This window comes from Spirosoma aerophilum, assembly GCF_054782495.1.
Window position 1 is genome coordinate 794,136 of sequence record NZ_BAAGSJ010000004.1, and the last position, 23,422, is coordinate 817,557.

The window sequence follows — 23,422 nt, forward strand, 5'->3', positions numbered from 1 at the left end:
AAACAAGGACCATACTGAGGGTCAGCAGTAGTTTAGTGAGTTTGGCCATCGACTTGGGGGAGGTTACTATGACAGTTTTCAAACGATATGTTTCTGGCCTTCAAGGTGCCTGATAGAAAAAGACAGAATCGAATCTATCTTACTAGTCTGGTTGGTATTTCTGAGGGCGTCATCAAAAAATCCCGCGAGCTAACAGCCACGCCCTGTTGTAGACGCATTTATCAGCCTCTCGTCTCAGGCGGGAGCGTTTTTTTAATACAACGCTCACTTCCTTTGGCTCATATCAGCCTTGACGTGTATTGCTCAACCTCGGTAACAGGCCATTTGGTTTGAAACAACTTATAGGTTTCGGATTTGTAACCTCTTAGTTTTAACTCCAGATAACTGCTCAGTAGTAACCCATCCATCAGCAGGGCAGTTAACCAAAACCAGTTCTTTTCGAACGGCTGGTCGGTAAATAGTATCAAACTAAACAGGTAGCTCAAACTGGCAACGAGCAGACAAAGCGTCTGGCGACCCGGCTGGCGTTGACTCACTTCCATAACCATGCCTAAGCCGAACAGCCATCCTCCGTATAAGAAGCTGACCGTGCACCAGATCAAAAGCAGATAAGGTCGGCCAGCCAGTTCCAGCTGATAACCCAGTTGTTGCTGAAGGGCAGTAGAATAGGCCAGAATGGGTAAGCTCAAGGCCAGACAAAACCAGAATCGATTCTGAAATTCACTCATGACAACGTTAGCCGAAGAGCCTGAGCAATCGGTTTTTTGAAAATCAGTGGACGTTTGGTGAGAATGGGCAGATAGCATTTACTATTCAATCGTATATGTAGAACAATAAAGTACTGTTTACTTGCCAATTTTTGACAAGTAGGCTTTATCGTCAAGCGTCGTGTTCATTAGTTCGCGTGACAGATGAAATTTATTTGATAAATAAGTTTCCTTATGTAGTTTATCGATACAAATTTTATCCAATAGTGTAGTTAATTATAACTTAATTCGATGAAGTGTAGGATTTATCGGTTTTTTGGTTGCATTCTAACAAAAACTAATCTTTACGCGATAAAAATCATACTAGGAAAAAAGCGGAAGTACAGCCCCAACCACGCCTGTCGTTTGTTGCTTAATATAGATTATGAAAATGTAGGTGTTAAAACACCTTATGTGAGTTCTTATAATAACTTTAGCAATCATGAGGCCCATTTAGCCTTTTGTATTCACAGAGGAGGCCAGCATCTTTTAACTGATTCCAGTTATGGCGTATACAGCAGCCAGTATACACACCGCTTCTTTGCATACCAGGGTTATGGCCCGTCTCCTGGACCATGGGGACTTAGGGTCAATGGCCTTATGGGGGAGATATTGATATTATGGAATACTACCAGCATCAGTTGCTGTCCAATGTGGCCTGAGAGAGAGACAAGCCCTTTGCGGTCGCCTGGCGGATCCGGACCAAACCCCTCTCTTCGTTCAATGACCCGAACTGGTCCCGAAAATCTCATGAGTGGCGGATGGACTGGGATCAAGCCAGCATCCGTCTATACGTGGACAATGTATTACTCAACCGGATCGACCTGTAACAAACAGTAAACCGGGACTATTACGCTGCCTTAAACCTACGGCAGCGGGTAGCCCTTCGGCTTAAGAAACTGGTGAACGGGTATGGTCCCATTCCTAACCCGTTTCGGCAACCCCATTCGCTGCTCTTAAGTTTGGCCGTTGGCGGAGATAAAGGGGGTGATCCGGTGGGTACTCGTTTCCGGAGCCGTTTTCAGATTGATTATGTCCGCGTTTATCAACCTTCCACCCCCTAGGCCTGAGGTGCCCTGGGCGAGTCCTGGTCCGCTAGTGGTGGCTCATCCACCTAAAGAGCGACCGGCAGGTATCGGCAGACAAGTAATGCCAGTCGGGTCGGGTTGCCTGTTCTCCCTGCCAGACAAATGTAACCAGATAATATAGCGCCTGAATGGAATCCTCGGCTTGGCTTTGCAGGTCCCGTTCAATATAGAGCATCCGGCTGGGGGTAAGCTTATAGTGGGTAACCAGCCGAGTCGCAATTTCCGGGGCCGCCCAGGTGAGTTCCAATCCCTGCTGGGTTTGACAGACCATAACCAGTTGACTGGGCCGATCGATCAGCAGCGAACAGTGGGTAAGAGTGCCATCAAAAGCGGTGAAAGGAAAAGAGTGCCGTTCCATAATATGTATTGAACACCCAGATAAAGCTGCCTGGATGAACAAAAAAGAGTCCCTACACCCAGGAATCCTGGGGAGGCCAGCGATTAGTTGAGCCACCGCCCGTGATGATCAGGGCCCGGTCAATAAGTCAATCGCTCAAACAGAGTCTTTCAGGCTAGCTAAGGATTCCCTTTATTCTGACTTCCCTGACTGTAGCAAGTCACACGAAACACTCTACTTATGAGGGCGTATGTTAGGGCTAGTAGTTGACTGCTAAATAAAATAAATCATCCCATTAAACGCCCGTTTAAAGCGACCGTCACCGGGTCTTTGCTGTTCGCGTCAATTCTAGCTACGCTCAATCTCAAATTGTCATCTCAACAATCAAAGTCTTTTTTTCAGCGGTGCACCTGAGTTTGAGCGATTAATCTTTACCCCAAACGCTTAGCGTAATTCTTTGCGGCAGCCGCGCTGTCTAGATACGAAAAAAGCCCCTATTGAAGATCCCCGCTCCGGCGGCCCCTCCTGGCGTCAGGATGACAGAAGCGGCCATGGCATGATTCTCATTATTTATAAACCTCGCCCGATACACACTTTTTTGTTGGCCACATGCCATAGTACCGTTGTTCGCTTGTAAGAGACTGATTATCTTGCCAGACGACTAACGTCATAGACTATGGCTTCTTTTTTTAACAAAGGGTTTGGCCGGAAACGGGAAGCCGACACGAGCGGACGCATTCCTCCCGGCCAATACGAAACCCGCGATTTCCCCGTCCTGACGGCTGGCCCTACGCCCCGCATTCCGTTGACCACCTGGACGTTTACGCTCGAAGGACTGGTCGACACACCCGTTCAATGGACCTGGGAGGAGTTCAATGCCCTGCCGCATCAGTCATTCACCAATGATATTCACTGCGTCACGAAGTGGTCGAAGCTCGATACGCACTGGGAAGGCGTTTCCATCGAAACCCTGCTGGAACACGCCAACGTTAAACCCGAAGCCACCCACGTCATGGCCTATTCCTACGGAGATTACACCACCAACATTCCGCTCGAAGACCTCCGCCACGGCAAAGCCTTTGTTGGTCTTCGTTTTGAAGGCCAGCCGCTGGCACCTGAACATGGCGGTCCCGCTAGGCTGGTGGTTCCGCATCTGTATTTCTGGAAAAGTGCCAAATGGATCAAAGGCCTGCGGTTCATGGATGCCGACAAAGCCGGTTTCTGGGAACGGGGCGGCTATAGCATGTACGGCGATCCCTGGAAAGAACAACGCTACCGCAGCGACGACTGATCCTATCACCAATGAACAAAATTCAATGGCAGATGGCCGAAGTAACGGCTATCGTTCAGGAAACACCGCGCGTGAAAACCCTTACGCTGCGTCTTCCGGAGTGGACCCCACATCTCCCCGGCCAGCATTACGACCTTCGCCTGACGGCCGAAGATGGATACCAGGCCGAGCGTAGCTACTCCATCGCGTCGCCACCGGAGAAGACCGGCGAGATTGACCTGACCATCGAGTTCATTACTGATGGCGAAGTGTCTTCTTATCTCTTTGATGGCATCGCCATTGGCGACCCGCTGGAAGTGAGGGGGCCAATTGGCGGTTATTTTGTGTGGAAAGACAGCATGGCCAATGAACCCCTGCTACTGGTGGCCGGTGGCTCGGGCATTGTGCCGCTGATGGCGATGCTGCGTCATCGAGCTACTATAAAAGCCACTAATCCGACGGTTTTGCTGTTCAGTGTTCGCACCGATGAGGACGTCATTTATTGGAATGAACTGAAAACGTTAGCCAGTCAGGATGCTCAATTCAGCCTGCTCATCACCTTCACCCGTCGGCCACCATCGGACTGGACGGGTTACCAACGGCGCATCGACGGGCCTATGCTGTCAGAAGTGCTAAGCCGGTTCGCGACCCAGCCGCTTTGTTTCGTCTGTGGCCCTACCCCACTGGTTGAGCAAGTCGCCAATGCACTGGCCGATGTTGGTTTACCCCCAACGAGCATTCGCACCGAGCGATTTGGTCCAACGGGCGGGTAGGAGTTTTTGCACAACGGACGGGGTCACCCGCGCGGGAGTTTTCCGTTGGGCCGATAGACCAATTGCCGTTCTTGATAGCCTATTAACTTATTGGCCCAATGGAAAACCGTTCCGCTGTACGATTGTACTAAAGCAATTACCGTAAATTAGCTGGAGAAGACCTTCTTTACTTATGTTACGTCCCTCCAGATTACTTTTACTACTCACCGCTTCGCTTGTAACAACTACGGCCATGGCTCAACAATCCAAACGCCCCCGGGAGTATGGTATCAAGTTTGGCGTACTGCCCACCGGTCCACTCAATGCCATTACCGATGTACCGGGGGTTCGGGTGGGGCAGGTTACGTTGAATCAGGGAACAAACATCCGCACCGGCGTTACGGCCATTATTCCTCACGATGGCAACCTTTTCCAGCAGAAAAGCCCGGCGGCAATGTATATCGGCAATGGTTTTGGCAAACTGACCGGCTACAGCCAGGTTGAGGAACTGGGCACCCTTGAAACACCCATCATTCTGACGAACACGCTCAGCGTTCCCACTGCAGCCGATGCGGTTATTGACTATACGCTGGCGCAAAAAGGCAATGAGCAGGTGCGTTCGGTGAATACGGTCGTGGGCGAAACCAACGATGGGTCGTTAAATGACATTCGTGGGCGTCATGTTACGAAACAACATGTGCTCGACGCCATTCAGCAGGCGAAAACCGGAACGGTGTCAGAAGGTAACGTAGGGGCCGGAACCGGAACGGTCTGCTTCGGTTTCAAAGGCGGCATCGGTACCGCTTCCCGAAAGCTACCGGCCTCGCTGGGCGGCTATACCGTCGGTGCACTGGTTCAGACGAATTTTGGCGGGGTGCTGCAGATTGCGGGCGTACCGATTGGGGTGGCCTTAGGAAAATACTCATTCAAGGAAAAACTCGACGGCTCGTGCATGATGGTCGTGCTGACCGATGCCCCGCTGGATGCCCGCAACCTCAAACGGCTGGCCAAGCGGGCATTTATGGGTCTTGCCCAAACGGGTGGTATTGCCTCGAATGGCAGTGGCGATTACGTCATTGCCGTATCGACGGCTTACCGCATTCCGCACGAAACCGCCAGCTCATTCGATGAGCTGAAACTGCTGCGGAATGATAACGTATCGCCCCTATTCATGGCAGCTATCGAAGCTACGGAAGAAGCCATTATCAACTCGCTGTTTGCGGCCAAAACAAGCACGGGCGATCAGGGTCACACCGTCGAACAGCTGCCCATCGAAAAAGTCGTGGACCTGCTGAAGAAAGCCGGACAGGCCCGCTGATACCTTTGCCTGCGCGGTCATTTATCCACGTGCGACTTTTCCCTGGCTACTTCGTATTGCCAGTTTCACCAGCCCGTAGAGCACCATGCCCAGTACGATCATAAACATCGTCCATTTCAGATTGGTCAGTGCGGAGCAAAAAGATGTAATAACCGGAGACGGTTCGGGATAGGTTTTGAGCAGGTAAACGATACAGCTATTTTCCAGAAGATCGAACACAAGTATGCCCACGGGCAACACGTTGACCAGCCGGAACGAGGTATACGGTCTGTGTCTGAACAGCAGTGTGAGTATGATACAGAATAAAAATGTGTAGATGAACGGGTAAGCTACGTCAATAGTCAGCTCCCCCTGCGCATAGATGGCCCGCCCCACGTCGCCGTACGCGGCAACCATTTTACTGATGATAGCCGGATTATACCCAACCAGCAAGTCGATAGGCCCCACGGCATAGCCCGCCTGTGCATTCATACTTGCTTCAAGATTTTTGAAGAAATAGGCAGGAAAGGGTATATACAGGATAACTCCCGGCAACAGCGTTTTCCAGGACGCTATGCGGTAAAAGAAAGTTGATAGCGCAGTAAGCATATCGTTTCAAGTCTTTAGTAAACGGTGGGCATTTTAATCAGCCCCCTAATTACCAAATACTTACCTTAGAATTGTAAGGGTTTACTAAGCGGTAGGCTATTTAGCCTTCCTGCTTTTGCTCACCAACGCGCCACAGCAGTATCGCCAGACCAGCAAACGACAGCGCGCCCAGCAGCATATACCCGCCCTCTCCTAATGCACCACCCAATACAGGCTCCAGCGTCAGCGAGGCCAGGCCATTGTAGATGGAAGCGTTGACCGATAACAGCGCGACCGCTACCCCCGCCAAAGCCCCTCCGGCCACCAGGCCCGTTGCAAACAGATTTCCTTTTCCAAGGTCGGCATCTTCCTCTACGATGCCTTTCCGCTTTTTACTCGCGTCGACAATGGCTTTGACCAGACCACCGGCAAAAATCGGCAGCGTAGTCGACAACGGCAGGTACAGCCCCACGGCAAACGCCAGCGCACTAACGCCCACCAGTTCAAAGACAAAGGCAATAAACGCCCCTACCAGCACAAACTGCCAGTCGAGATTAAAGGATAAGAGTCCTTTTATGAGCGTGGCCATCAGCGTACCCTGCGGAGCCGGAAACTTATCGGAGCCAATGGCATGCGTAATGCCCTGCGCCAGCAGATCGGGCGTGGGCGTGTCCAGAATTTTTACTGTGGCTCCCACCACCAGCGACGATACAATGACGCCAACAAACAAGGCCATCTGCTGGTACTTCGGCGTTGCGCCAACGATATAGCCGGTTTTCAGATCCTGCGACGTTGCCCCCGCATTGGCAGCCGCTACACAAATCATACTTCCCACAACCAAAACGGCGGGTTCATACAGTTTGCCGGTCAGACCGAAACCGATGAACACCAGCGACGTGCCCATGATGGTGGCAATGGTCATTCCTGAAACGGGCGATGAACTTGACCCGATGAGTCCCACGATCCGGCTGGCCACGGTAACGAAGAAGAATCCGAACACGATGACCAGCACAGCAATCAGCAATTTGGTCAGAATAGAATCACCGGGAATCTGGGGCAGTATGACCATTAGGGCTGCCAGTACAATGCTACCGATCACAACGATCCGAACGCTTAAGTCCTGTTCGGTACGGGGAATGCCGCTGTGGCCACTCAAGGCGTTTTCGGCTTCGATGGCGTTGATCGATGTTTTGCTGAAACTCTGCTTAAACGACGAGACAATTGTTGGAATGGTTTTTATGAGCGTCATGAACCCACCCGCCGTTACGGCCCCGGCCCCAATTTGCCGGATATACGCCCGGTAAATAGCCGCTGCCGTATCCGAGAACGTATGCGTGGCCGGATTCCAGCCACCCGGCCCGCCAGCCGTTTGCAGATTATCCAGGTAGCCCAGCTTCTGTAGCTGAAGGGCAATGGTATCGCCCGGCACAACCGACGCCAGCAGGGGAATAAGACCAAGCCACGCCAGAATACCCCCGCCCACCAGCACCGCCGAAATGCGAAAACCGATAATATAACCCACACCCAAATATTCAGGTGTTATTTCGCCCGCCACCTGCGCCGAGGGAAAATAACGATTGGCCTGTTTGGTAGCCCAGACCGGCACTTCGGCAATAATATGAAGCACCTTCTGAAGAAACGCGTAGATGAGTGCCGCTCCTAAGCCCTGATAGGCCGTTTTGGCAAAGTCACCACCCTTCTCTCCGGCAATCAGCACCGAAGCACAGGCCGTACCTTCGGGATATGGCAGCGTACCATGCTCCTGCACAATGAGCGACCGACGCAGTGGAATCATCATCAGCGTGCCGATCAACCCGCCCAGAATGGCCAGCGTGAGGATGGTCCAGTAATTAAAGAAATCGGCACCGGAGCCGTTGGTCAGGAAGAGAAAGCCCGGCATGGTAAACACCACCCCGGAAGCGATGCTCTCACCCGCCGAGCCGGTTGTTTGAATGATGTTGTTTTCGAGAATGGTCGTGTTCAGAAATCGACGCCCGAGGGAGATGGCCAGTACGGCAATGGGAATGGATGCCGACACCGATAGACCGGCTTTCAGCGAGAGGTATACCGTCGCTGCGCCAAATAATACACCAAACACAGCCCCTGTTATGACGGCTTTAGCGGTGAACTCGGCGGGGGATTCCGTTGCGGGAACAAAGGGTTTATGAGCAGGTGGAGTTGAAACCATTGTCTTCGGGTTTGTTATGCATCATTCCTGAGCATGACAAAGTAAGACATTCCCGGAACATACCGAAAAACGGGACCAACATTATTGAATTGCCCGGGGCGTATACTTATCCATAACATCGCTGGGATGGATTTCAAGCACATTAGCCAGCACCAGCAGCACCAGCGTTCGGGAAGCGATCCGGCGGGAGATACCTGCAATCGACGCAAACAGGTCGACGGTTATGCTGTTGTGCTCTCCCAAGTGCTGCATAAGCTTTTTCTCCTTCTCTCCGTAGGTAAAGCGGATGTCCCGTTCGGCCTGTTCGCCTTTCAGGATTTCGCGCACTTCGCGGCTGGCCTGAACGGATTTATCGCCGACACGCACATAGGCTTTCTTGTTGTCGGGTTCGGCGGGATCGGGGATAATATAGTGGGGACGAGTTGGGCTGCGGGGTACCCGGATCACGAGCACTTCGCGTTCGTCGTAGAGCTGCACGCGCTCTATGGTATAGGAAATTCGGGGGAAACAAAACTTGTTAATGGCCCGGACGAGCAGGTATTCGTCCTCATCGGCGTATTTTAGTCCGGGAATTTTCTTGTCATCCCCAACGCCGATCAACATCACTCCTCCGTTTGTATTAGCGAAGGCGACCACGCCCCGAATAATTTTTTCGGGATGATTTGTTTTCAGCTTGAACTCTAAATTGCTACCCTCTCCCCGTTTTACCAGGTTCTTGAGTGCCTGATAGTCCATAACCGATGGGTTCATCTGGTTGACAACTGACTCCTTATAAAGATACGACTTTTCCACAAACTTGCAATTATTTGGCGCGTATCTCTACTTTGCGTTAAAATCCTGGTCTATTGGTGTCAACTTTTTGATGCCACAAACCGTTAGCGAAGTAGATTCTATGACAAATAAAACAGAATTGGTAAAACGGCACTAATTCTGTTATTTTTCTTATCTGTACTACTTAAGAAACACAAAAATGCTCGTAAATGTTGCTTTAGTGCTGGGTACTTTCCTGTTCATGGAAGGCGTTGCGTGGTTTACTCATAAGTACGTGATGCACGGTTTTTTGTGGAGTTGGCACAACGATCACCACAATCACCATAAAGGCTTTTTTGAAGTAAACGACCTGTTTGCAGTCGTCTTTAGCCTGACAGCCATCGGCCTGATTCTGGCTGGCGTCGAATATCCGGAACTGTCCTATCTGATCTGGATTGGCGCAGGAGTGACCTTATATGGCTTCTTCTACTTCGTTTTCCACGATGTGATCGTCCACAGACGTGTGAAAGTAAAAATCGACACCAGCGGCCGCTACATGCAACGCATCATGCGTGCCCACTACATCCATCACAAAGTACACACGCGCGAAGGAGCCGAAGCGTTCGGATTTCTGTATGCGCCCAAAAAGTATGACAGGCCGGTGAAAACCGTAAAGACGGAGGCAAAGGCCAATCAAACGTAATCGTACCTGCGGCCCGGTCCGTAGGTACGATTATCAACAATCGCAGGACTTTCTCAATAAAAGTGAGAACACGGATGATACAGATCGAACAGATTTTCACTGACAGAAGGGCCGATCACGGATTTTATCCGTAGAAATTCGTTCAATCCGCATCATCCGTGTTCTTCTTTCATCAGAAATCCTATAAACAACCCTACATCAAAAAAGGCGTATCCATTGATCTGGATACGCCTTTTTTAGTAAAAATGCCGAACAACTAGTATTCGTCTTCGTTGAAGAAGAAGTCATCCTTGGTTGGATAATCCGGCCAGATTTCCTCAATGCTTTCATAGGGCTGCCCATCGTCTTCGAGTTCCTGTAGGTTCTCAACAACTTCAAGGGGAGCGCCGGAGCGAATTGAATAATCAATGAGTTCGTCTTTGGTGGCGGGCCAGGGGGCATCTTCCAGATAGGATGCCAGTTCAAGTGTCCAGTACATAGTATGTCCGATAGTTAAATGACTGTGTTTTTATATGGGTGCAAAAGTAAAAAAACCGTTAATATCCAAGCTCTTTTTGGCAAAAATGTTGTCGGTCGTTCTTTTGACGGGATTTAGGCCATTAACGCGTAAAACTGGCGAATGTTTCTCTTCGGCAAAATAAAGTCGCTATTTAACGGTTTGGTTGGTAATATACCGCACCCGTAACCTATTTTCTCTTCGTTGTCCAGACCCTGTAAACTCCCTGATCACCCTTAATATACAGCTATTTGCCAAATCTTTTCTATACTATCTAGCCCTTCCCTACTTTATGCTCATTGAAGTGTGTGCTTATTCTCTGAATTCATGCCTGGTTGCCCAGCAAGCCGGTGCCGGTCGAATTGAACTATGCGGAGGTCTGGCCGAAGGGGGTACTACACCCAGCGCAGGTCTGATTCAACTGGCACGCCAGCACCTGTCTATTCCGCTGTATGTTATGATTCGGCCCAGGGGTGGCGATTTTCTGTACTCCGAAAATGAATTAGCCGTCATGAAAGCCGACATTCAGCTGGCCAAAGCCCTTGGCGCCGACGGACTTGTATTCGGCCTCCTTCAGCCTGATGGCACCGTCGATGAAGGACTGACCCGACAGCTCGTCGACCTGGCAAATCCGTTGCCGGTTACCTTCCATCGCGCCTTCGATATGACCAGCAACCCACTCGAAGCCCTCGAAGCGGTCATTCGCTCGGGAGCCGTTCGTATTCTAACGTCTGGTCAGCAACAAACCGCCGAGAAAGGATTGGATACCCTTCGCCAACTGGCACAGGCAGCCGCCGGACGTATTGAAATTATGGCGGGTGCAGGGGTCAATGCCCAAAACGCCCAACGCTTCATCGACGCGGGGGTAAATGCCCTGCATTTAAGTGGCGGTCAAAAGGAAGATAGCGGTATGAATTTCCGGCAGCCATCCGTGTCCATGGCCTCTTCTTTACCCGACGAATACGAATACATCGAAACCAATGAGGACAAAGTTCGTGGAGTCGTTCGTCTGGCAGCGACTACAAGACAATAGCCCGATTGCCGGAAATGAACACCCGATCGTTAAAGACTAACTTCAACGCCTGCGACAACACGATTTTCTCCACGTCTTTGCCCTCTGTTGCCATATCGGCGGCTGTGTGGCGGTGATCGACTTCTTTCACGTTCTGGGCAATAATAGGACCTTCGTCCAGGTCATTATTGACAAAGTGGGCCGTGGCACCAATGATCTTTACCCCCCGCTCATACGCCTGCCGGTAGGGATTGGCTCCTATGAAGGCCGGTAGAAAGGAGTGGTGAATATTGATGATTTGATTCGGGTAGTGATCGACAAAGCCGGGGGTAAGCACCCGCATGTATTTTGCCAACACAAGGTACTGGGGCTCATAAATGGCTAAAGTGCGCAAAATGGCCTCTTCGTGTTCTTCGCGGGACTTGCCTTCGTGCGAGATGTAATGAAACGGAATGCCAAACTTACTGACCAACGGCTGCAGCACATTGTAATTACTGACAACGGCCAGAATATCGGCATCCAGCTCGTCGAACGCATACCGGATCAGCAATTCGCCCAGGCAGTGATGCTCTTTTGTGACCATCACAACAATGTTTTTCTTGCGCTTTGGATTCAGCCGAAAGGTAATGCCCGACGGTTTAGCCGGGCCCTCCTGATTTGCAGCGGCCTGAAGCGAAGCGGGAATCGTTGTTTGCAACTCATGCAGCAAAGCCACACTATCAAAGGTGCCTTCGAACTCTGTCCGCATGAAAAAACGCCCTGACGGGCTCACATATTCATCATTATGAATAATGTTCAGATTATGCCGGAACAGCACACCCGTTACGTGATAGATCAGGCCCTTGCTATCGGGGCCGTCCATGAGTAGTATATGTTTATCAGGAACGCCCATACATCGTTTGCAATAAATCGCCTAAAAGTAGTAAATGCCAAGCGTTTATTCCTTTAATTTGAGCCGTAAGCCCTATATCTATGGTAAATCGACGCCGTTTTCTCACACTTAGCTCGCTGGCCGGGCTCATTCCTTCGCTATCGTTTAGCAACACCAAATCAACCCATACGGGCTCCTCAACCGACCTTTCCGGACCTAATTCATCGATTCCGGCTGATATCGCTGCGGAGCCTGCCCCGCTGGTCATTTCAACCTGGAAACAGCCTAAAGCCAATGCCGCAGCCCAGGCTGTACTGGACAAGGGAGGCAATGCCCTGGATGCCGTGGAGGCCGGTGTAAGGGTGCCCGAGGCCGATCCGGAGGATATGAGCGTTGGTTACGGCGGTCGCCCGGATCGCGACGGACACGTTACGCTCGACGCCTGCATTATGGATGAGAAAGGGAACGCGGGCGCTGTTACCTTTCTGGAGCATATCATGCATCCTATTTCGGTGGCCAAAGCTGTGATGCAAAAAACACCCCACGTCATGCTCAGTGGCGAAGGTGCCCTTCAATTCGCGCTGTCGCAGGGCTTCAAAAAAGAAAACCTGCTGACGCCCAAAGCCGAAAAGGAATGGCGGGAATGGCTGAAAACGGCCAAATACAAACCCATTGCCAACATCGAGCGGCACGACACCATCGGTATGCTGGCGATCGACGCTAAAGGAAATATTTCGGGAGCCTGTACAACCAGCGGCCTGGCTTATAAGATGCGCGGTCGCGTTGGCGATTCACCCATTATCGGTGCCGGGCTTTTCGTCGATAACGAAATTGGCGGGGCCTGTGCTACGGGGTTGGGCGAACTGGTGATGCGGACCTGCGGCTCATTTCTGGTCGTCGAGCTGATGCGTCAGGGCCGAACTCCTCAGCAAGCCTGCGAAGAAGCCGCACTACGCATTGTTAACAAACAGGAGTTCAAGGATATACAGGTTGGCTTTTTAGCGGTAAATAAAAAAGGCGAACATGGTGCATTCAGTATACAACCGGGCTTTAATTACACCCTTTCCCGAAACAAACAAACTCAGGTGACAGATGCCAAGTCATATTTAAAATAAACAAATTTATCTGTTATAGTTTATATTGTTTACTTGCACGTCAAAGGCCTGAAAATCGTCACAACTTACCCTTGTGTCAAAACTAACTAACTAATTTGGAAGCGGTATTCTCAACATCGAAGCGGAAATTACTACTGGAAGTCGCCTGGGAGGTGTGCAATCAAGTAGGTGGAATTTACACAGTAATCAGGTCCAAAGTACCAGCGATGGTCGAAAAGTGGGACGACAATTACGTAGCTCTAGGCCCCTATTTCCCTCAACGGGCAGCCGCTGAATTTGAACCCATCATCGAGTCAGACGAAACCGAAATTGGACAGACCGTTCGTAAGATGCGGCAGATGGGCTATCGCGTTGAGTACGGTTACTGGCTCGTTACGGGTCGGCCCAGGGTGGTACTCTTCGATATTAGCAGCATTACGGTTGAACAACTCAACCAAATAAAAACCCAGCTCTGGCTCAGGCATCAACTCTCGACGCTAAACATCGAAGACCTGGTCAACCAGACCATCGCCTTCGGCGAGATGGTCCGCCTGTTTATCACCCTGCTGGCCGAAGACCACGCCCGTCGTGTTGATTTCGTGGCCCATTTCCATGAATGGATGGCCAGCACAGGCTTGCCCGACCTGCGGCATGACAATGTTAAGGTAGCTACCGTTTTTACAACCCACGCTACCATGCTGGGGCGGTACCTGGCACAGAATGAGCCGGGATTTTATGGGAAGCTGCCCTTTTTTGACTGGAAGCGCGAAGCCCAGCATTACAATATTGAAACGCAGGCCACTATCGAGCGTCTGTCGGCGTTACAGTCTCACGTTTTCACCACCGTCAGCGATGTAACGGCGCGTGAATGCGAGGTCTTCCTGGGCCGAAACCCCGATCTGGTGTTGCCCAACGGCTTGAACGTTACGCGTTTTGCGGCCGTCCACGAATTTCAGAATCTGCACGTTCGCTACAAACAAAAGATTCATGAGTTTGTCATGGGCCACTTTTTCCAGAGTTATTCCTTCGATCTGGAGAAAACGCTTTATTTCTTCACCTCCGGCCGATTCGAGTTTTCCAACAAAGGCTATGACCTGACACTCGAAGCCCTGGCCCGGTTGAATTACCGAATGCGGGAAGCCAACATGGACATGACGATCGTGATGTTCATGGTGACCAAGCAACCCTACACGTCCATCAACCCCGAAGTGCTTCACTCACGGGCGTTGCTGGACGAAATTCAGGAAACCTGCGAAAGCATCGAGAAACAGGTTGGCGAGCGGCTTTTCCAGGCAGCAGCCTCCGACCCGCAGGGTACCTCCCTCCCCGACCTGAACAGTTTTGTTGATGAATACTGGCGGCTGCGTCTTCGGCGAACCGTGCAGAGCTGGAAAACCAAACACCTGCCACCCTTTGTGACGCACAATCTGGTGCAGGAGGATGACATGACGCGGTTTATCCGGCAGGCCAACCTGGTCAACAATGAATACGACCGCGTGAAGATCGTGTATCACCCCGATTTCATTGCGTCGACCAACCCCCTGTTCGGTCTGGATTACAGCCAGTTTGTTCGGGGCTGCCACCTGGGCGTGTTCCCGAGCTATTATGAGCCGTGGGGCTATACACCGCTGGAATGCGTTGTACGCGGCATTCCCACCGTCACCAGCGACCAGTCGGGCTTTGGTGACTTTATCATGCAGATCATGCGTGATTATGAGAACCGGGGTATTTACGTCATTAACCGACGCACCCAGTCGTTCGACGAAGCCGCCGATCAGTTGGCCGATGTGCTGTACCGCTTTGTCAGAATGGCCCAGCGTGACCGGATTCAGCAGCGAAACCGGGTCGAGAGTATTGCCGATGTCTTCGACTGGAGCAGCCTCCGATCCTATTACGACACCGCACACGATTTGGCGCTGAAGCGAAGGAAACCGTAATTTGATGTATAATGTATGCTATAGGATGTATGTAGCAGATACCTTGCATCCTATAGCATACACCCTATATCATACATCATATATGATTTACATTGGTATTATTAACGTTTCGGACAGAGCGAGTGCGGGGATCTATGAAGATATTCCGGGAAAGGCGGTCGTTGGTTTCCTGAACGAATGGCTTAGCTGCGAATGGCAGCCCGTGTACCGCATCATCCCTGACGAGCAGGACCAACTGAAAGCGACAATGATCGAACTGGCCGACACCGAAGGCTGCTGCCTGGTAGTAACGACCGGCGGCACCGGCCCGGCCCTGCGTGATGTTACGCCCGAAGCAACCGAAGCCGTTTGCCAAAAGATGATGCCCGGCTTTGGCGAACTGATGCGCCAGGAAAGCCTGAAATACGTCCCTACAGCCATTTTATCGCGCCAGACAGCCGGTATACGCAACCAGACACTCATTCTGAACTTGCCCGGCAAACCCAAAGCCATTGGCCAGTGCCTGTCGGTGGTGTTTCCCGCCATTCCGTACTGCATCGACCTTATTGGCGGGCCGTTTCTGACCACGCATGAAGGAGTAATGCCGGTTTTCAGGCCAAAAAGCTAGCTCCAAACCTATAAGGTTTTTAAAACCTTATAGGTTTAAAGGAAACTACTTGGGAAAGCTAACCTTTCCCATTGAAACGGCTGGAACACCCTGCCGGTCGCCAAAGGATGTGTTTCCGCCCACTAAACTTTCGTTGGCCAGTACGGCAAACAGAACGGCTTCCTTCGCATCACCGTTGATACCCAGCTCATTAGTAAGCCCAAAAGTGCAGTTGGGCAGTAGGTTGCGGAGTCTGGCCGTTAGCTCAGGGTTGTGCATACCGCCCCCGCTCATATAAATCCGGTAAACTTCACCTTCTTCCATCACGCGTCCAATGGCTTCGGTAATGGTATCGGCGCTGAATTGAACGAGCGTAGCCATCAGGTCGGCGGGGTGTATTTTGGTGGTTTGGCTGCGGGTTTGTGCATCATCCACATATGGTATGTTGAACACTTCGGGACCTGTTGTTTTCGGAAAGGGAGCGTCGAAGAAGGGATTCGTTTTCAGGGCCGCCAGCAAGCGTTCGTTGACTTCACCCTGCGCAGCTAAGGCCCCATCTTCATCGTAGGGTTTGCTCAGGAACTTTCGTGCGTAAGCGTCCAGCAACGTATTGCCCGGTCCTGTATCGGTCGTGAAGACATTACCGGCATCGCCATCGGCGGGCAAATAAGTAAAATTGGCAATGCCGCCCATGTTCAGCAAAATCCGGTTTTCGCCCAGTTTCGAGAACATGAAGTAATCCCCATAAACGGCCAGAGGTGCCCCTTCGCCCCCATGTGCGACATGTTTCTGCCGGAAATCACTGAGGGTAAGAATTCCCGTAACGGCCGCGATGTGATCGCCATCGCCAATCTGGAGCGTTGCGTTCGGGAACTTATCGCGCCGGTGCTGACTTTTTGGGGCGTGATACACCGTTTGCCCGTGACTCGCAACAACGTCTACCTCATTCGGGTTAATACCCCACTTGTACAGACAGTCGAGGATGAGCTGACCATGAAGCCGGCCAGTGTATGGATTCAGCAGACAGAGTTGCTCGAAGTCGATGGTTGACTTGGCAAAAATGGTGCGAATATCATTCTTAAACGCTTCGTCGAAAGGGATGGTGTCGAATCGTTCAAGGATTACCTGGGTTTGGGGGCCACTGCCCGAAATACGGCAAAGCGCCACATCGAGGCCATCGAGCGAAGTTCCCGACATCAGGCCGATGATTCGGCGGTTGGGTTTTCGGGCTATATCGTAAAGATGCTGTATTTGTGGATTCATTCTATATCAATTATTTCTGGCTGATCGGCTGACAAGTGCCCATCGCCAATGGTCACTCACTAGAACAGCCGATACGCAAATAACGCATGGATTTTTGGGGCGACGAGCAATTTTCTTTTTTTGAAAGCATTCTGTTTTCGGCCCTGGGCCAGCCGGTGCAGGTTATCGAAATGCAGTTTCTATCGGGGGGCAATATCAATACGTCGGCTCAGGTGTTTTCGTCGGAAGGCGTCTTCTTTGTCAAATGGAATCAGCTGGAGGTTTCCTCTGACGATGAGTCCGGCATCTTTGCTACCGAAGCACGCGGCCTCGACCTGCTTCGCCAGACAGAAGCGTTGCACATTCCGAAAGTCATTGGCCACGGCCGTCTTCTGGACAAAGCCTATCTGATTCTGGAATATATCGATCCGGGCACGCCCGACAAAGCGTATTGGGAAACCCTGGGGCATTCGCTGGCCGTTCTTCATTCGCACACCCAGCCATCGTTTGGCCTGAACTTCGCCAATTACATCAGCGCCCTGCCACAAAACAATACGTTGACGGCGAACGGATACGATTTCTTTTTCGAACATCGGCTGCTGCCGCAGGCGGGTCTGGCACTCTACAAAGGGTTGTTGTCCAAAGAAATGTACGACGCCCTCTTCCGGCTTCGCACGCGTCTGCCCGATCTGTTGCCAAACGAGCGACCGGCGTTGCTTCACGGCGATTTGTGGTCAGGCAATGTGCTGGTGAACGAAACGGGCCAGCCCGCTCTGGTCGACCCGGCAGTGTACTACGGTTTCCGGGAAGCCGAACTGGCCTTTACTAAACTCTTTGCCGGTTTCGACGACCGTTTTTATGACGCTTACCACGAAACGTTTCCCCTTCAGGATGGCTTCAACGAGCGCGTGGCCATTTATAATTTGTATCCATTACTGGTTCACGTGAATCTGTTTGGCTCAGGCTACGTTAGTGGCGTAGAAAGAATATTGAAACAATTTTAATGAGTCGATAAGTCGGTAAGTTGGTAAGTTGGTAAGTCGGTAAGTAGCTGACGCATGCATAGTACTTGCGTCAGCCACTTACCGACTCACCAACTTACTGACTTACTAACTTGCTGACTGTTTCTCATGGAAATTACTTCGTTCGAACAGTTCGAGTTGAATCGGCAGTTGCTTAACGCCGTGGCCGAACTGGGTTATACAGAGCCGACACCTATTCAGCAGAAAACGATTCCGCTGAGTCTGGGCAATCATGATGTGCTGGGCATTGCCCAAACGGGTACCGGTAAAACGGCGGCTTACCTGCTCCCGATTCTGATGAAAGTCAAATACGCACAGGGCAAAAACCCACGTGCGCTGATCCTGGCGCCAACCCGCGAGCTGGTGATGCAGATCGACCAGGCCGTTAGCGAGTTAGGGAAGTTTACGGATCTTCGACATCTGGCGCTTATTGGCGGTCTTGGACCAAAAACACAGATTGAAGCCCTTCGGAACGGCATCGATATTCTGGTAGCCACCCCCGGCCGGTTTATGGATCTGTACCGGACCGGCGAAATTGTGACGAAGGAAATTCGCACCATGGTGCTCGATGAAGCGGACAAAATGATGGATATGGGCTTTATGCCCCAGATCCGGTCTATTCTGGAGGTGATTCCGACCAAGCGGCAAAATCTGCTGTTTTCGGCCACTTTTGGTGGACGAGTTGAACGGTTATCATCCGAGTTTCTGGAAGCGCCTATTAAAGTCGAGGTAAGCCCGCAGGCTTCCACCGCCGATATGGTGAATCAGGTGATCTACGAAGCGCCGAACTTCCGCACTAAGATCAACATGGTGAATTACCTGATCACCCGTGAAAACTTCCAGCGTGTGATCATCTTTGCCCGCACCAAAGGGACAGCCGAAAATATTTATAAGTTTCTGGCACGCAAAGTGTTAGACCCTGAGAAAGTGCGGGTCATTCACGCCAATAAAGGGCAGAATACCCGGATCAACTCCATGGAGGCTTTTAAAGAAGGAAACGTTCAGGTGCTGGTAGCGACAGACGTTGCGGCTCGTGGTATTGACGTAGCGCAGGTAAGCCACGTGATTAACTTCGATCTGCCCTTGATCTATGAAGATTACGTGCACCGAATTGGCCGGACGGGGCGGGCCAATCATACGGGCGAAGCCATCACCTTTTTGACCAAGGCCGAAGAGTACCACGTGCAAAAGATCGAACGCATCATTCGCATGGAAATTCCCCGCCAGCCGCTGCCGCCCGAAGTGGAGGTTACGGAAACACCTTTTGAGGAAGAACAGGCCATGCTGCGTGAGATTGATGAGCAGCGCCGGAAAGATGATCCAACCTTTCTGGGTGCTTTTCACGATAAAAAAATATCAAATATGGCTCCGGGTAAGGAGCGTGACAAAGCTCAGGCGAAGCTCAGTGGGGCAAAAAAAACGGGTCCATCAAGCCCGGGAACGCGTTCCGGTGGATTTAGCCGCAAATCTGGCGGAAAGGTAGGCAGTAAGGCAGGTGGTGCCCGAAAGGCAGGCCCACGCGGAGGCCGTCGGTAATCGATTTAAAATGTACTAACTTGGATTCCCATTTCGTTCTATCGAGACAAAACCCCCTGGTATAGTACTTTCTATGAACGTTCGGATGAATCTGATACAGTGTACTTTAGTTGTGTTGCCGTTTTTGTCGATGGCACAACCAAAGCAACTTATTATATCGGCGCGTTCAGGCGATTCCGTTCAGCAGAGGCAACCCGTGCAACGGCCTGCCGAAACGATCGCCCATCAACCCACAGAATCTGTTTCTACCGATGCCGCCGAGCCTGCCAGCGGTCAGGTCAATAATCTGCCTCTATTTGGCGAACGGACCAAAACCCCCGAACAGATCGACGCCGAAATTCACTTCCTGAATGATTGCGACCGAAATTTTGCCAGTCGCACCGAGGCCAGCGATTTTTTTGCGGCCCGGGGCTGGGATTATGTTGGCAATGGGCAGCTGGATACGGCGGCCTACCGCTTTAACCTGTCGTGGCTGCTCAATGATCATAATCCGGATGCGTTCTGGGGACTGGGTGTGGTTTGTTATCAGAAGAACCAACTGCCCGACGCCATTCGTATGCTAAAGAAGGGCCTATCGGTGGCCGATAGCAACGTGGCCCTGATAACCGATCTGGCTACCGTAGAAATTAAGCAGTATCAGGACAAACCAACCCCTGACATACTGACCGAAGCGGAGGAACATCTGCAACGAGCCATTGCACTCAGCCCGGCAAATGCGGCTCCCTACCAGAAATTGTCTGTCGTCCATTATCTGAAAGCCGATTACCCGAAGGCCTGGGATTATTTTCATCAGGCTTACACCCTCGACTTATCCATTCTGGACATCGGCTACCTCAACGAACTGCTCGCCAAACATCCCGACCCGAAAGGGAAGTTTAAGTAAGTTAGCAAGTTGTAAGTTGCCAAGTGGTAAGTAATAAGTTACGGGCCTGCGAGAGTAAGATTACTCGTGCGTCAGCCACTTTCCACTTACAAACTTATTACTTACCACTTGTATTTAATTCTCCGTTTCGTCTTCCTGAACGACCTTTTCTTTGGCCCGCTCGAAGGTTACTTTTCCCTTCTCGTCCCATTCGGTGATGGTGTAGGGCTCAAATTCGGTATCCCACTGATCGCTGGCGTACTGTGACAATTTTCGGCGCATCCGGCGGCCATTGGGGTTAACCGGATAATACTCCGTCCAGCGGCCCACTTTCACACCGTTGTCGTATTTACCCTCTTCAGCCAGCAGGCCATTTTCGTAAAAGGCCATATAGGTACCCTTCACTTTGCCATATTCGATGGGAATAATTTCCTTGATTTTATGGTGAGTTGAATCATAGAAGACCAGCCTCGATTCGGCGGGGACACCCCGATGCCAGCGGGTTTTATCGGTCAGCATAAACTTACTGTCATACTTCTCCCAGCGCCCATCTTTCATGCCGGCATAATAGTTACCCTCTTCAACCAGATCGCCGTTCTGATAACGTTTGTACGGGCCATGCAGCAGCAAGCCCGTCCCTTCATCGCGCACAATGGAATTAGTGACACGAGCTGATTTCTGATAGTAGCGAAATATGTCCCGAACGTAGGGCAGTGGTTTGGCAGCATCATTGTCGCGCAGGACGTAAAACTCCTCTACAACCGTCCGGTCTCCACTCCCAAACTTGGTATAGGCTTTCACCATTGATAAACCTTCGTACTCCGTTCTGGAAAGTTTTTGCTTACTCTTCCGGTCAGCCTTTAATTTTTTAAGCTGCTTTACTTTTAATCCCAGGTCGGGCATGATACCGGCCAGGTAGGCATCCTTCTGCTCTTTCAGCGACGACATAGTGGGTAATCCCAGCGTAGTGAGCGACGACGGTACCGACGAAAATCCATCCAATGGGGAGGGAGCGGCTCCAGACGGGGCCAATACGGGCTTGCCCGCTGTGGTGAGCGACGACGGAGCCGTTTGCGCGTTTGCCGGAAAAACAAACAGCCCACTAGATAAAAAGATTATAATCAGTTGTTTCAAGTTCGATCCAAACATGGCCTGCACAGGTAATTGGTGCCTTAAGTTTGTTATTTTTGCAACGCTTTCTAAAGCGTTATTATTTTATCTACCCGACCGTCTCTCTTCCCAGCGGTTAAGTTTATCTCCAGACATTGTGGAAAAACACGCTCGTATTTATGTTGCCGGACACCGGGGTATGGTTGGTTCGGCCCTCGTTCGCAAACTTCAGGCCGAAGGCTTCGACAATATTATCACCCGTACTTCATCGGAATTAGATCTGCGCAATCAGGTTGCCGTTTCCCGCTTTTTTGAGCAGGAAAAACCCGACTACGTATTTCTGGCCGCAGCCAAAGTAGGTGGTATTCTGGCTAACAACATCTATCGTGCCGAATTCCTGTACGACAACCTAATGATTGAAGCAAATATCATACATAGTGCGTATCAGTCAGCGGTTAAGAAGCTGTTGTTTTTAGGCTCATCCTGCATCTACCCTAAACTGGCCCCCCAGCCGCTTAAGGAAGAGTATTTGTTAAGTGGCTATCTCGAAGAAACCAACGAGCCTTACGCCATTGCGAAAATCACCGGCATCAAGCTGTGCGAGGCCTATCGGAGCCAATATGGCTGCAACTTTATTTCGGCCATGCCTACCAATTTGTACGGCCCGAATGACAATTACGATTTGCAGGGCTCTCACGTATTGCCTGCCCTGATCCGGAAGTTCCATGAGGCCAAAGTAAATGACCAGCCAACGGTTGAAGTTTGGGGAACGGGTTCTCCAAAGCGCGAATTCCTGCATGCCGATGATCTGGCAGCCGCGTGTTTCTTCCTGATGGAAAACTATAACGACGCCCTGTTTGTCAATATCGGCACCGGCGAAGACGTAACCATCCGCGAGGTAGCGGAACTGATCAAAGAAACCGTTGGCTTTACGGGAGAACTGCGCTGGAATACCGATAAACCCGACGGTACGCCCCGAAAATTGATGGATGTATCCAAACTCCACAACATGGGCTGGAAACACACCACTGAGCTGAAAGACGGCCTGGAACGCACCTATCAGGACTTCCTGACGAACGAAGTTTTATATGTAGAGTAAGTCCATTACAATAGAAAAGAAACAAGCGGAGTACAGGGTTTACTGCTCAATTGGTAAATCCTGTACTCCGCTTGTTTCTTTTATTGGCTCACTGTCCGCAATACTTTTTGTAGCTGATCATAATTCGATCCCTCGATGAAAGCGGCCACCTTACCTAACCGGTCAATTACAATAAAGCTTGGCCCGGTGGTCACCTGAAACTTCTGGTTGAAGCCGTATGAGTTGGGGATGGGAATGAACGGCAGCGTCTCCGTAGTCATCACGTTGTCGATTACTTCCTTCGACTCCTGCAAGATACCCAGCGAAATAGGGTCGGTTTCCGATTGATAAGGCCGCAAAACGTTGGCGAAAGATTTTGCCTGATTAGGCCCCCAGAAAGGTTTTGCCAGACTGATCCAGAAGCTAAGCAGAATGACACGACCTTTCAACTCGGATAATCGGTATAACTTGTCGTCAATGCCCTTCATGGCAAACTCAGGCATTGGCTGGCCTACTTTCGGTCGCAGTGACGTGTTGAAGGTGCTGAACCTATGTGTTTCTCTCTCTTCCGGCGTGGTAGGCCGAATTGTATAGGCGCTGGGCTGGCCGTTTCCATCAATAATCGGCTCCAGATGATAGCCATATCGATCATTGTTTATTAACTCCTGATACGCTTTGTACGAAAGCTGTTTACCACTGGTCTTATCAACTATTCGTGTGTTTTCGTCAATTCGCCTGGATTGCCGGATAGACCCCATGCCTATACTGACTGCTTGAGCGAACAAAGACGGATGTGTGCTTACGTGTGCACCCACAAGCAAAATCCAAAAAAGAAGGAATTTCATACGTATTGACAG

At 50.9% G+C, this 23,422-nt stretch carries 22 protein-coding genes; 12 read left to right on the forward strand and 10 right to left on the reverse strand.

The features are described 5' to 3' along the window. Positions 1-278: 278 nt before the first annotated feature. Entirely contained in the window at positions 279-728 is a 450-nt protein-coding gene (locus ACYVK4_RS05190) for a hypothetical protein (RefSeq protein ID WP_461126412.1), read from the reverse strand. A 1,113-nt stretch (positions 729-1,841) separates the two neighbouring features. Then, positions 1,842-2,192 (reverse strand): hypothetical protein, encoded by a 351-nt coding sequence (locus tag ACYVK4_RS05195; RefSeq protein WP_461126413.1) that lies wholly within the window; start codon positions 2,190-2,192, stop codon positions 1,842-1,844. Between the two features lie 655 nt (positions 2,193-2,847). Here ACYVK4_RS05195 and ACYVK4_RS05200 point away from each other — a divergent pair. From ACYVK4_RS05200 to ACYVK4_RS05210, 3 genes are all read left to right on the forward strand, one after another. Then, positions 2,848-3,462: a sulfite oxidase-like oxidoreductase gene (locus tag ACYVK4_RS05200; protein WP_461126414.1), complete on the forward strand. Its 615-nt coding sequence runs from the start codon at positions 2,848-2,850 to the stop codon at positions 3,460-3,462. A gap of 11 nt (positions 3,463-3,473) precedes the next feature. Further along, on the forward strand, positions 3,474-4,214 hold the full coding sequence (locus ACYVK4_RS05205; RefSeq protein WP_461126415.1) for a ferredoxin reductase: 741 nt from the start codon (positions 3,474-3,476) through the stop codon (positions 4,212-4,214). 232 nt (positions 4,215-4,446) lie between these two features. Then, positions 4,447-5,511 (forward strand): DmpA family aminopeptidase, encoded by a 1,065-nt coding sequence (locus tag ACYVK4_RS05210; RefSeq protein ID WP_461126416.1) that lies wholly within the window; start codon positions 4,447-4,449, stop codon positions 5,509-5,511. Positions 5,512-5,532: 21 nt separating this feature from the next. Here the strand turns inward: ACYVK4_RS05210 and ACYVK4_RS05215 are convergent, their stop codons facing one another. From ACYVK4_RS05215 to ACYVK4_RS05225, 3 genes are all read right to left on the reverse strand, one after another. Then, the gene (locus tag ACYVK4_RS05215; RefSeq protein ID WP_461126417.1) at positions 5,533-6,099 is read right to left on the reverse strand and encodes a hypothetical protein; all 567 of its coding nucleotides are present in this window, start codon (positions 6,097-6,099) and stop codon (positions 5,533-5,535) included. A gap of 100 nt (positions 6,100-6,199) precedes the next feature. Further along, positions 6,200-8,266: an OPT family oligopeptide transporter gene (locus ACYVK4_RS05220; RefSeq protein ID WP_461126418.1), complete on the reverse strand. Its 2,067-nt coding sequence runs from the start codon at positions 8,264-8,266 to the stop codon at positions 6,200-6,202. An 81-nt stretch (positions 8,267-8,347) separates the two neighbouring features. Then, positions 8,348-9,016 (reverse strand): AlbA family DNA-binding domain-containing protein, encoded by a 669-nt coding sequence (locus ACYVK4_RS05225; protein WP_461126662.1) that lies wholly within the window; start codon positions 9,014-9,016, stop codon positions 8,348-8,350. A gap of 220 nt (positions 9,017-9,236) precedes the next feature. Between ACYVK4_RS05225 and ACYVK4_RS05230 the strand changes: the two genes are divergently transcribed. Further along, positions 9,237-9,719, forward strand: coding sequence for a sterol desaturase family protein (locus ACYVK4_RS05230; RefSeq protein WP_461126419.1), 483 nt, complete (start codon positions 9,237-9,239; stop codon positions 9,717-9,719). A 256-nt stretch (positions 9,720-9,975) separates the two neighbouring features. On the opposite strand, the gene ACYVK4_RS05235 is transcribed toward ACYVK4_RS05230, so the two are convergent. Further along, positions 9,976-10,197, reverse strand: coding sequence for a DUF2795 domain-containing protein (locus ACYVK4_RS05235; protein WP_009284883.1), 222 nt, complete (start codon positions 10,195-10,197; stop codon positions 9,976-9,978). A gap of 310 nt (positions 10,198-10,507) precedes the next feature. On the opposite strand from ACYVK4_RS05235, the gene ACYVK4_RS05240 reads away from it, so the two are divergent. Next, the gene (locus tag ACYVK4_RS05240) at positions 10,508-11,248 is read left to right on the forward strand and encodes a copper homeostasis protein CutC (RefSeq protein ID WP_461126420.1); all 741 of its coding nucleotides are present in this window, start codon (positions 10,508-10,510) and stop codon (positions 11,246-11,248) included. Here ACYVK4_RS05240 and purU read toward each other — a convergent pair. Further along, positions 11,235-12,089, reverse strand: coding sequence for a formyltetrahydrofolate deformylase (gene purU / locus ACYVK4_RS05245; RefSeq protein WP_461126421.1), 855 nt, complete (start codon positions 12,087-12,089; stop codon positions 11,235-11,237). The genes ACYVK4_RS05240 and purU overlap by 14 nt on opposite strands. A gap of 110 nt (positions 12,090-12,199) precedes the next feature. Here purU and ACYVK4_RS05250 point away from each other — a divergent pair, with 110 nt between their 5' ends. From ACYVK4_RS05250 to mog, 3 genes are all read left to right on the forward strand, one after another. After that, on the forward strand, positions 12,200-13,213 hold the full coding sequence (locus tag ACYVK4_RS05250) for an isoaspartyl peptidase/L-asparaginase family protein (protein WP_461126422.1): 1,014 nt from the start codon (positions 12,200-12,202) through the stop codon (positions 13,211-13,213). Between the two features lie 95 nt (positions 13,214-13,308). Then, positions 13,309-15,129 (forward strand): glycosyltransferase, encoded by a 1,821-nt coding sequence (locus ACYVK4_RS05255; RefSeq protein ID WP_461126423.1) that lies wholly within the window; start codon positions 13,309-13,311, stop codon positions 15,127-15,129. A gap of 82 nt (positions 15,130-15,211) precedes the next feature. After that, on the forward strand, positions 15,212-15,736 hold the full coding sequence (gene mog / locus ACYVK4_RS05260; RefSeq protein WP_461126424.1) for a molybdopterin adenylyltransferase: 525 nt from the start codon (positions 15,212-15,214) through the stop codon (positions 15,734-15,736). Between the two features lie 45 nt (positions 15,737-15,781). Here the strand turns inward: mog and ACYVK4_RS05265 are convergent, their stop codons facing one another. Continuing rightward, the gene (locus ACYVK4_RS05265) at positions 15,782-16,978 is read right to left on the reverse strand and encodes an anhydro-N-acetylmuramic acid kinase (protein WP_461126425.1); all 1,197 of its coding nucleotides are present in this window, start codon (positions 16,976-16,978) and stop codon (positions 15,782-15,784) included. Positions 16,979-17,064: 86 nt separating this feature from the next. Between ACYVK4_RS05265 and ACYVK4_RS05270 the strand changes: the two genes are divergently transcribed. The 3 genes from ACYVK4_RS05270 (at position 17,065) to ACYVK4_RS05280 (ending at position 20,398) form a co-directional block, all read left to right on the forward strand. Next, positions 17,065-17,961 (forward strand): fructosamine kinase family protein, encoded by an 897-nt coding sequence (locus ACYVK4_RS05270; RefSeq protein ID WP_461126426.1) that lies wholly within the window; start codon positions 17,065-17,067, stop codon positions 17,959-17,961. A gap of 126 nt (positions 17,962-18,087) precedes the next feature. After that, positions 18,088-19,515: a DEAD/DEAH box helicase gene (locus ACYVK4_RS05275; RefSeq protein ID WP_461126427.1), complete on the forward strand. Its 1,428-nt coding sequence runs from the start codon at positions 18,088-18,090 to the stop codon at positions 19,513-19,515. A gap of 73 nt (positions 19,516-19,588) precedes the next feature. Next, positions 19,589-20,398 (forward strand): tetratricopeptide repeat protein, encoded by an 810-nt coding sequence (locus ACYVK4_RS05280; RefSeq protein ID WP_461126428.1) that lies wholly within the window; start codon positions 19,589-19,591, stop codon positions 20,396-20,398. A 114-nt stretch (positions 20,399-20,512) separates the two neighbouring features. On the opposite strand, the gene ACYVK4_RS05285 is transcribed toward ACYVK4_RS05280, so the two are convergent. Then, a complete protein-coding gene (locus ACYVK4_RS05285; protein ID WP_461126429.1) occupies positions 20,513-21,526 on the reverse strand; it encodes a toxin-antitoxin system YwqK family antitoxin in 1,014 nt (337 codons plus the stop codon). Positions 21,527-21,644: 118 nt separating this feature from the next. Here ACYVK4_RS05285 and fcl point away from each other — a divergent pair, with 118 nt between their 5' ends. After that, entirely contained in the window at positions 21,645-22,586 is a 942-nt protein-coding gene (gene fcl / locus ACYVK4_RS05290) for a GDP-L-fucose synthase (RefSeq protein ID WP_461126430.1), read from the forward strand. 80 nt (positions 22,587-22,666) lie between these two features. On the opposite strand, the gene ACYVK4_RS05295 is transcribed toward fcl, so the two are convergent. Next, complete coding sequence (locus ACYVK4_RS05295; RefSeq protein WP_461126431.1) at positions 22,667-23,410, reverse strand: TlpA family protein disulfide reductase; 744 nt, start codon at positions 23,408-23,410, stop codon at positions 22,667-22,669. Between the last annotated feature and the right edge of the window lie 12 nt (positions 23,411-23,422).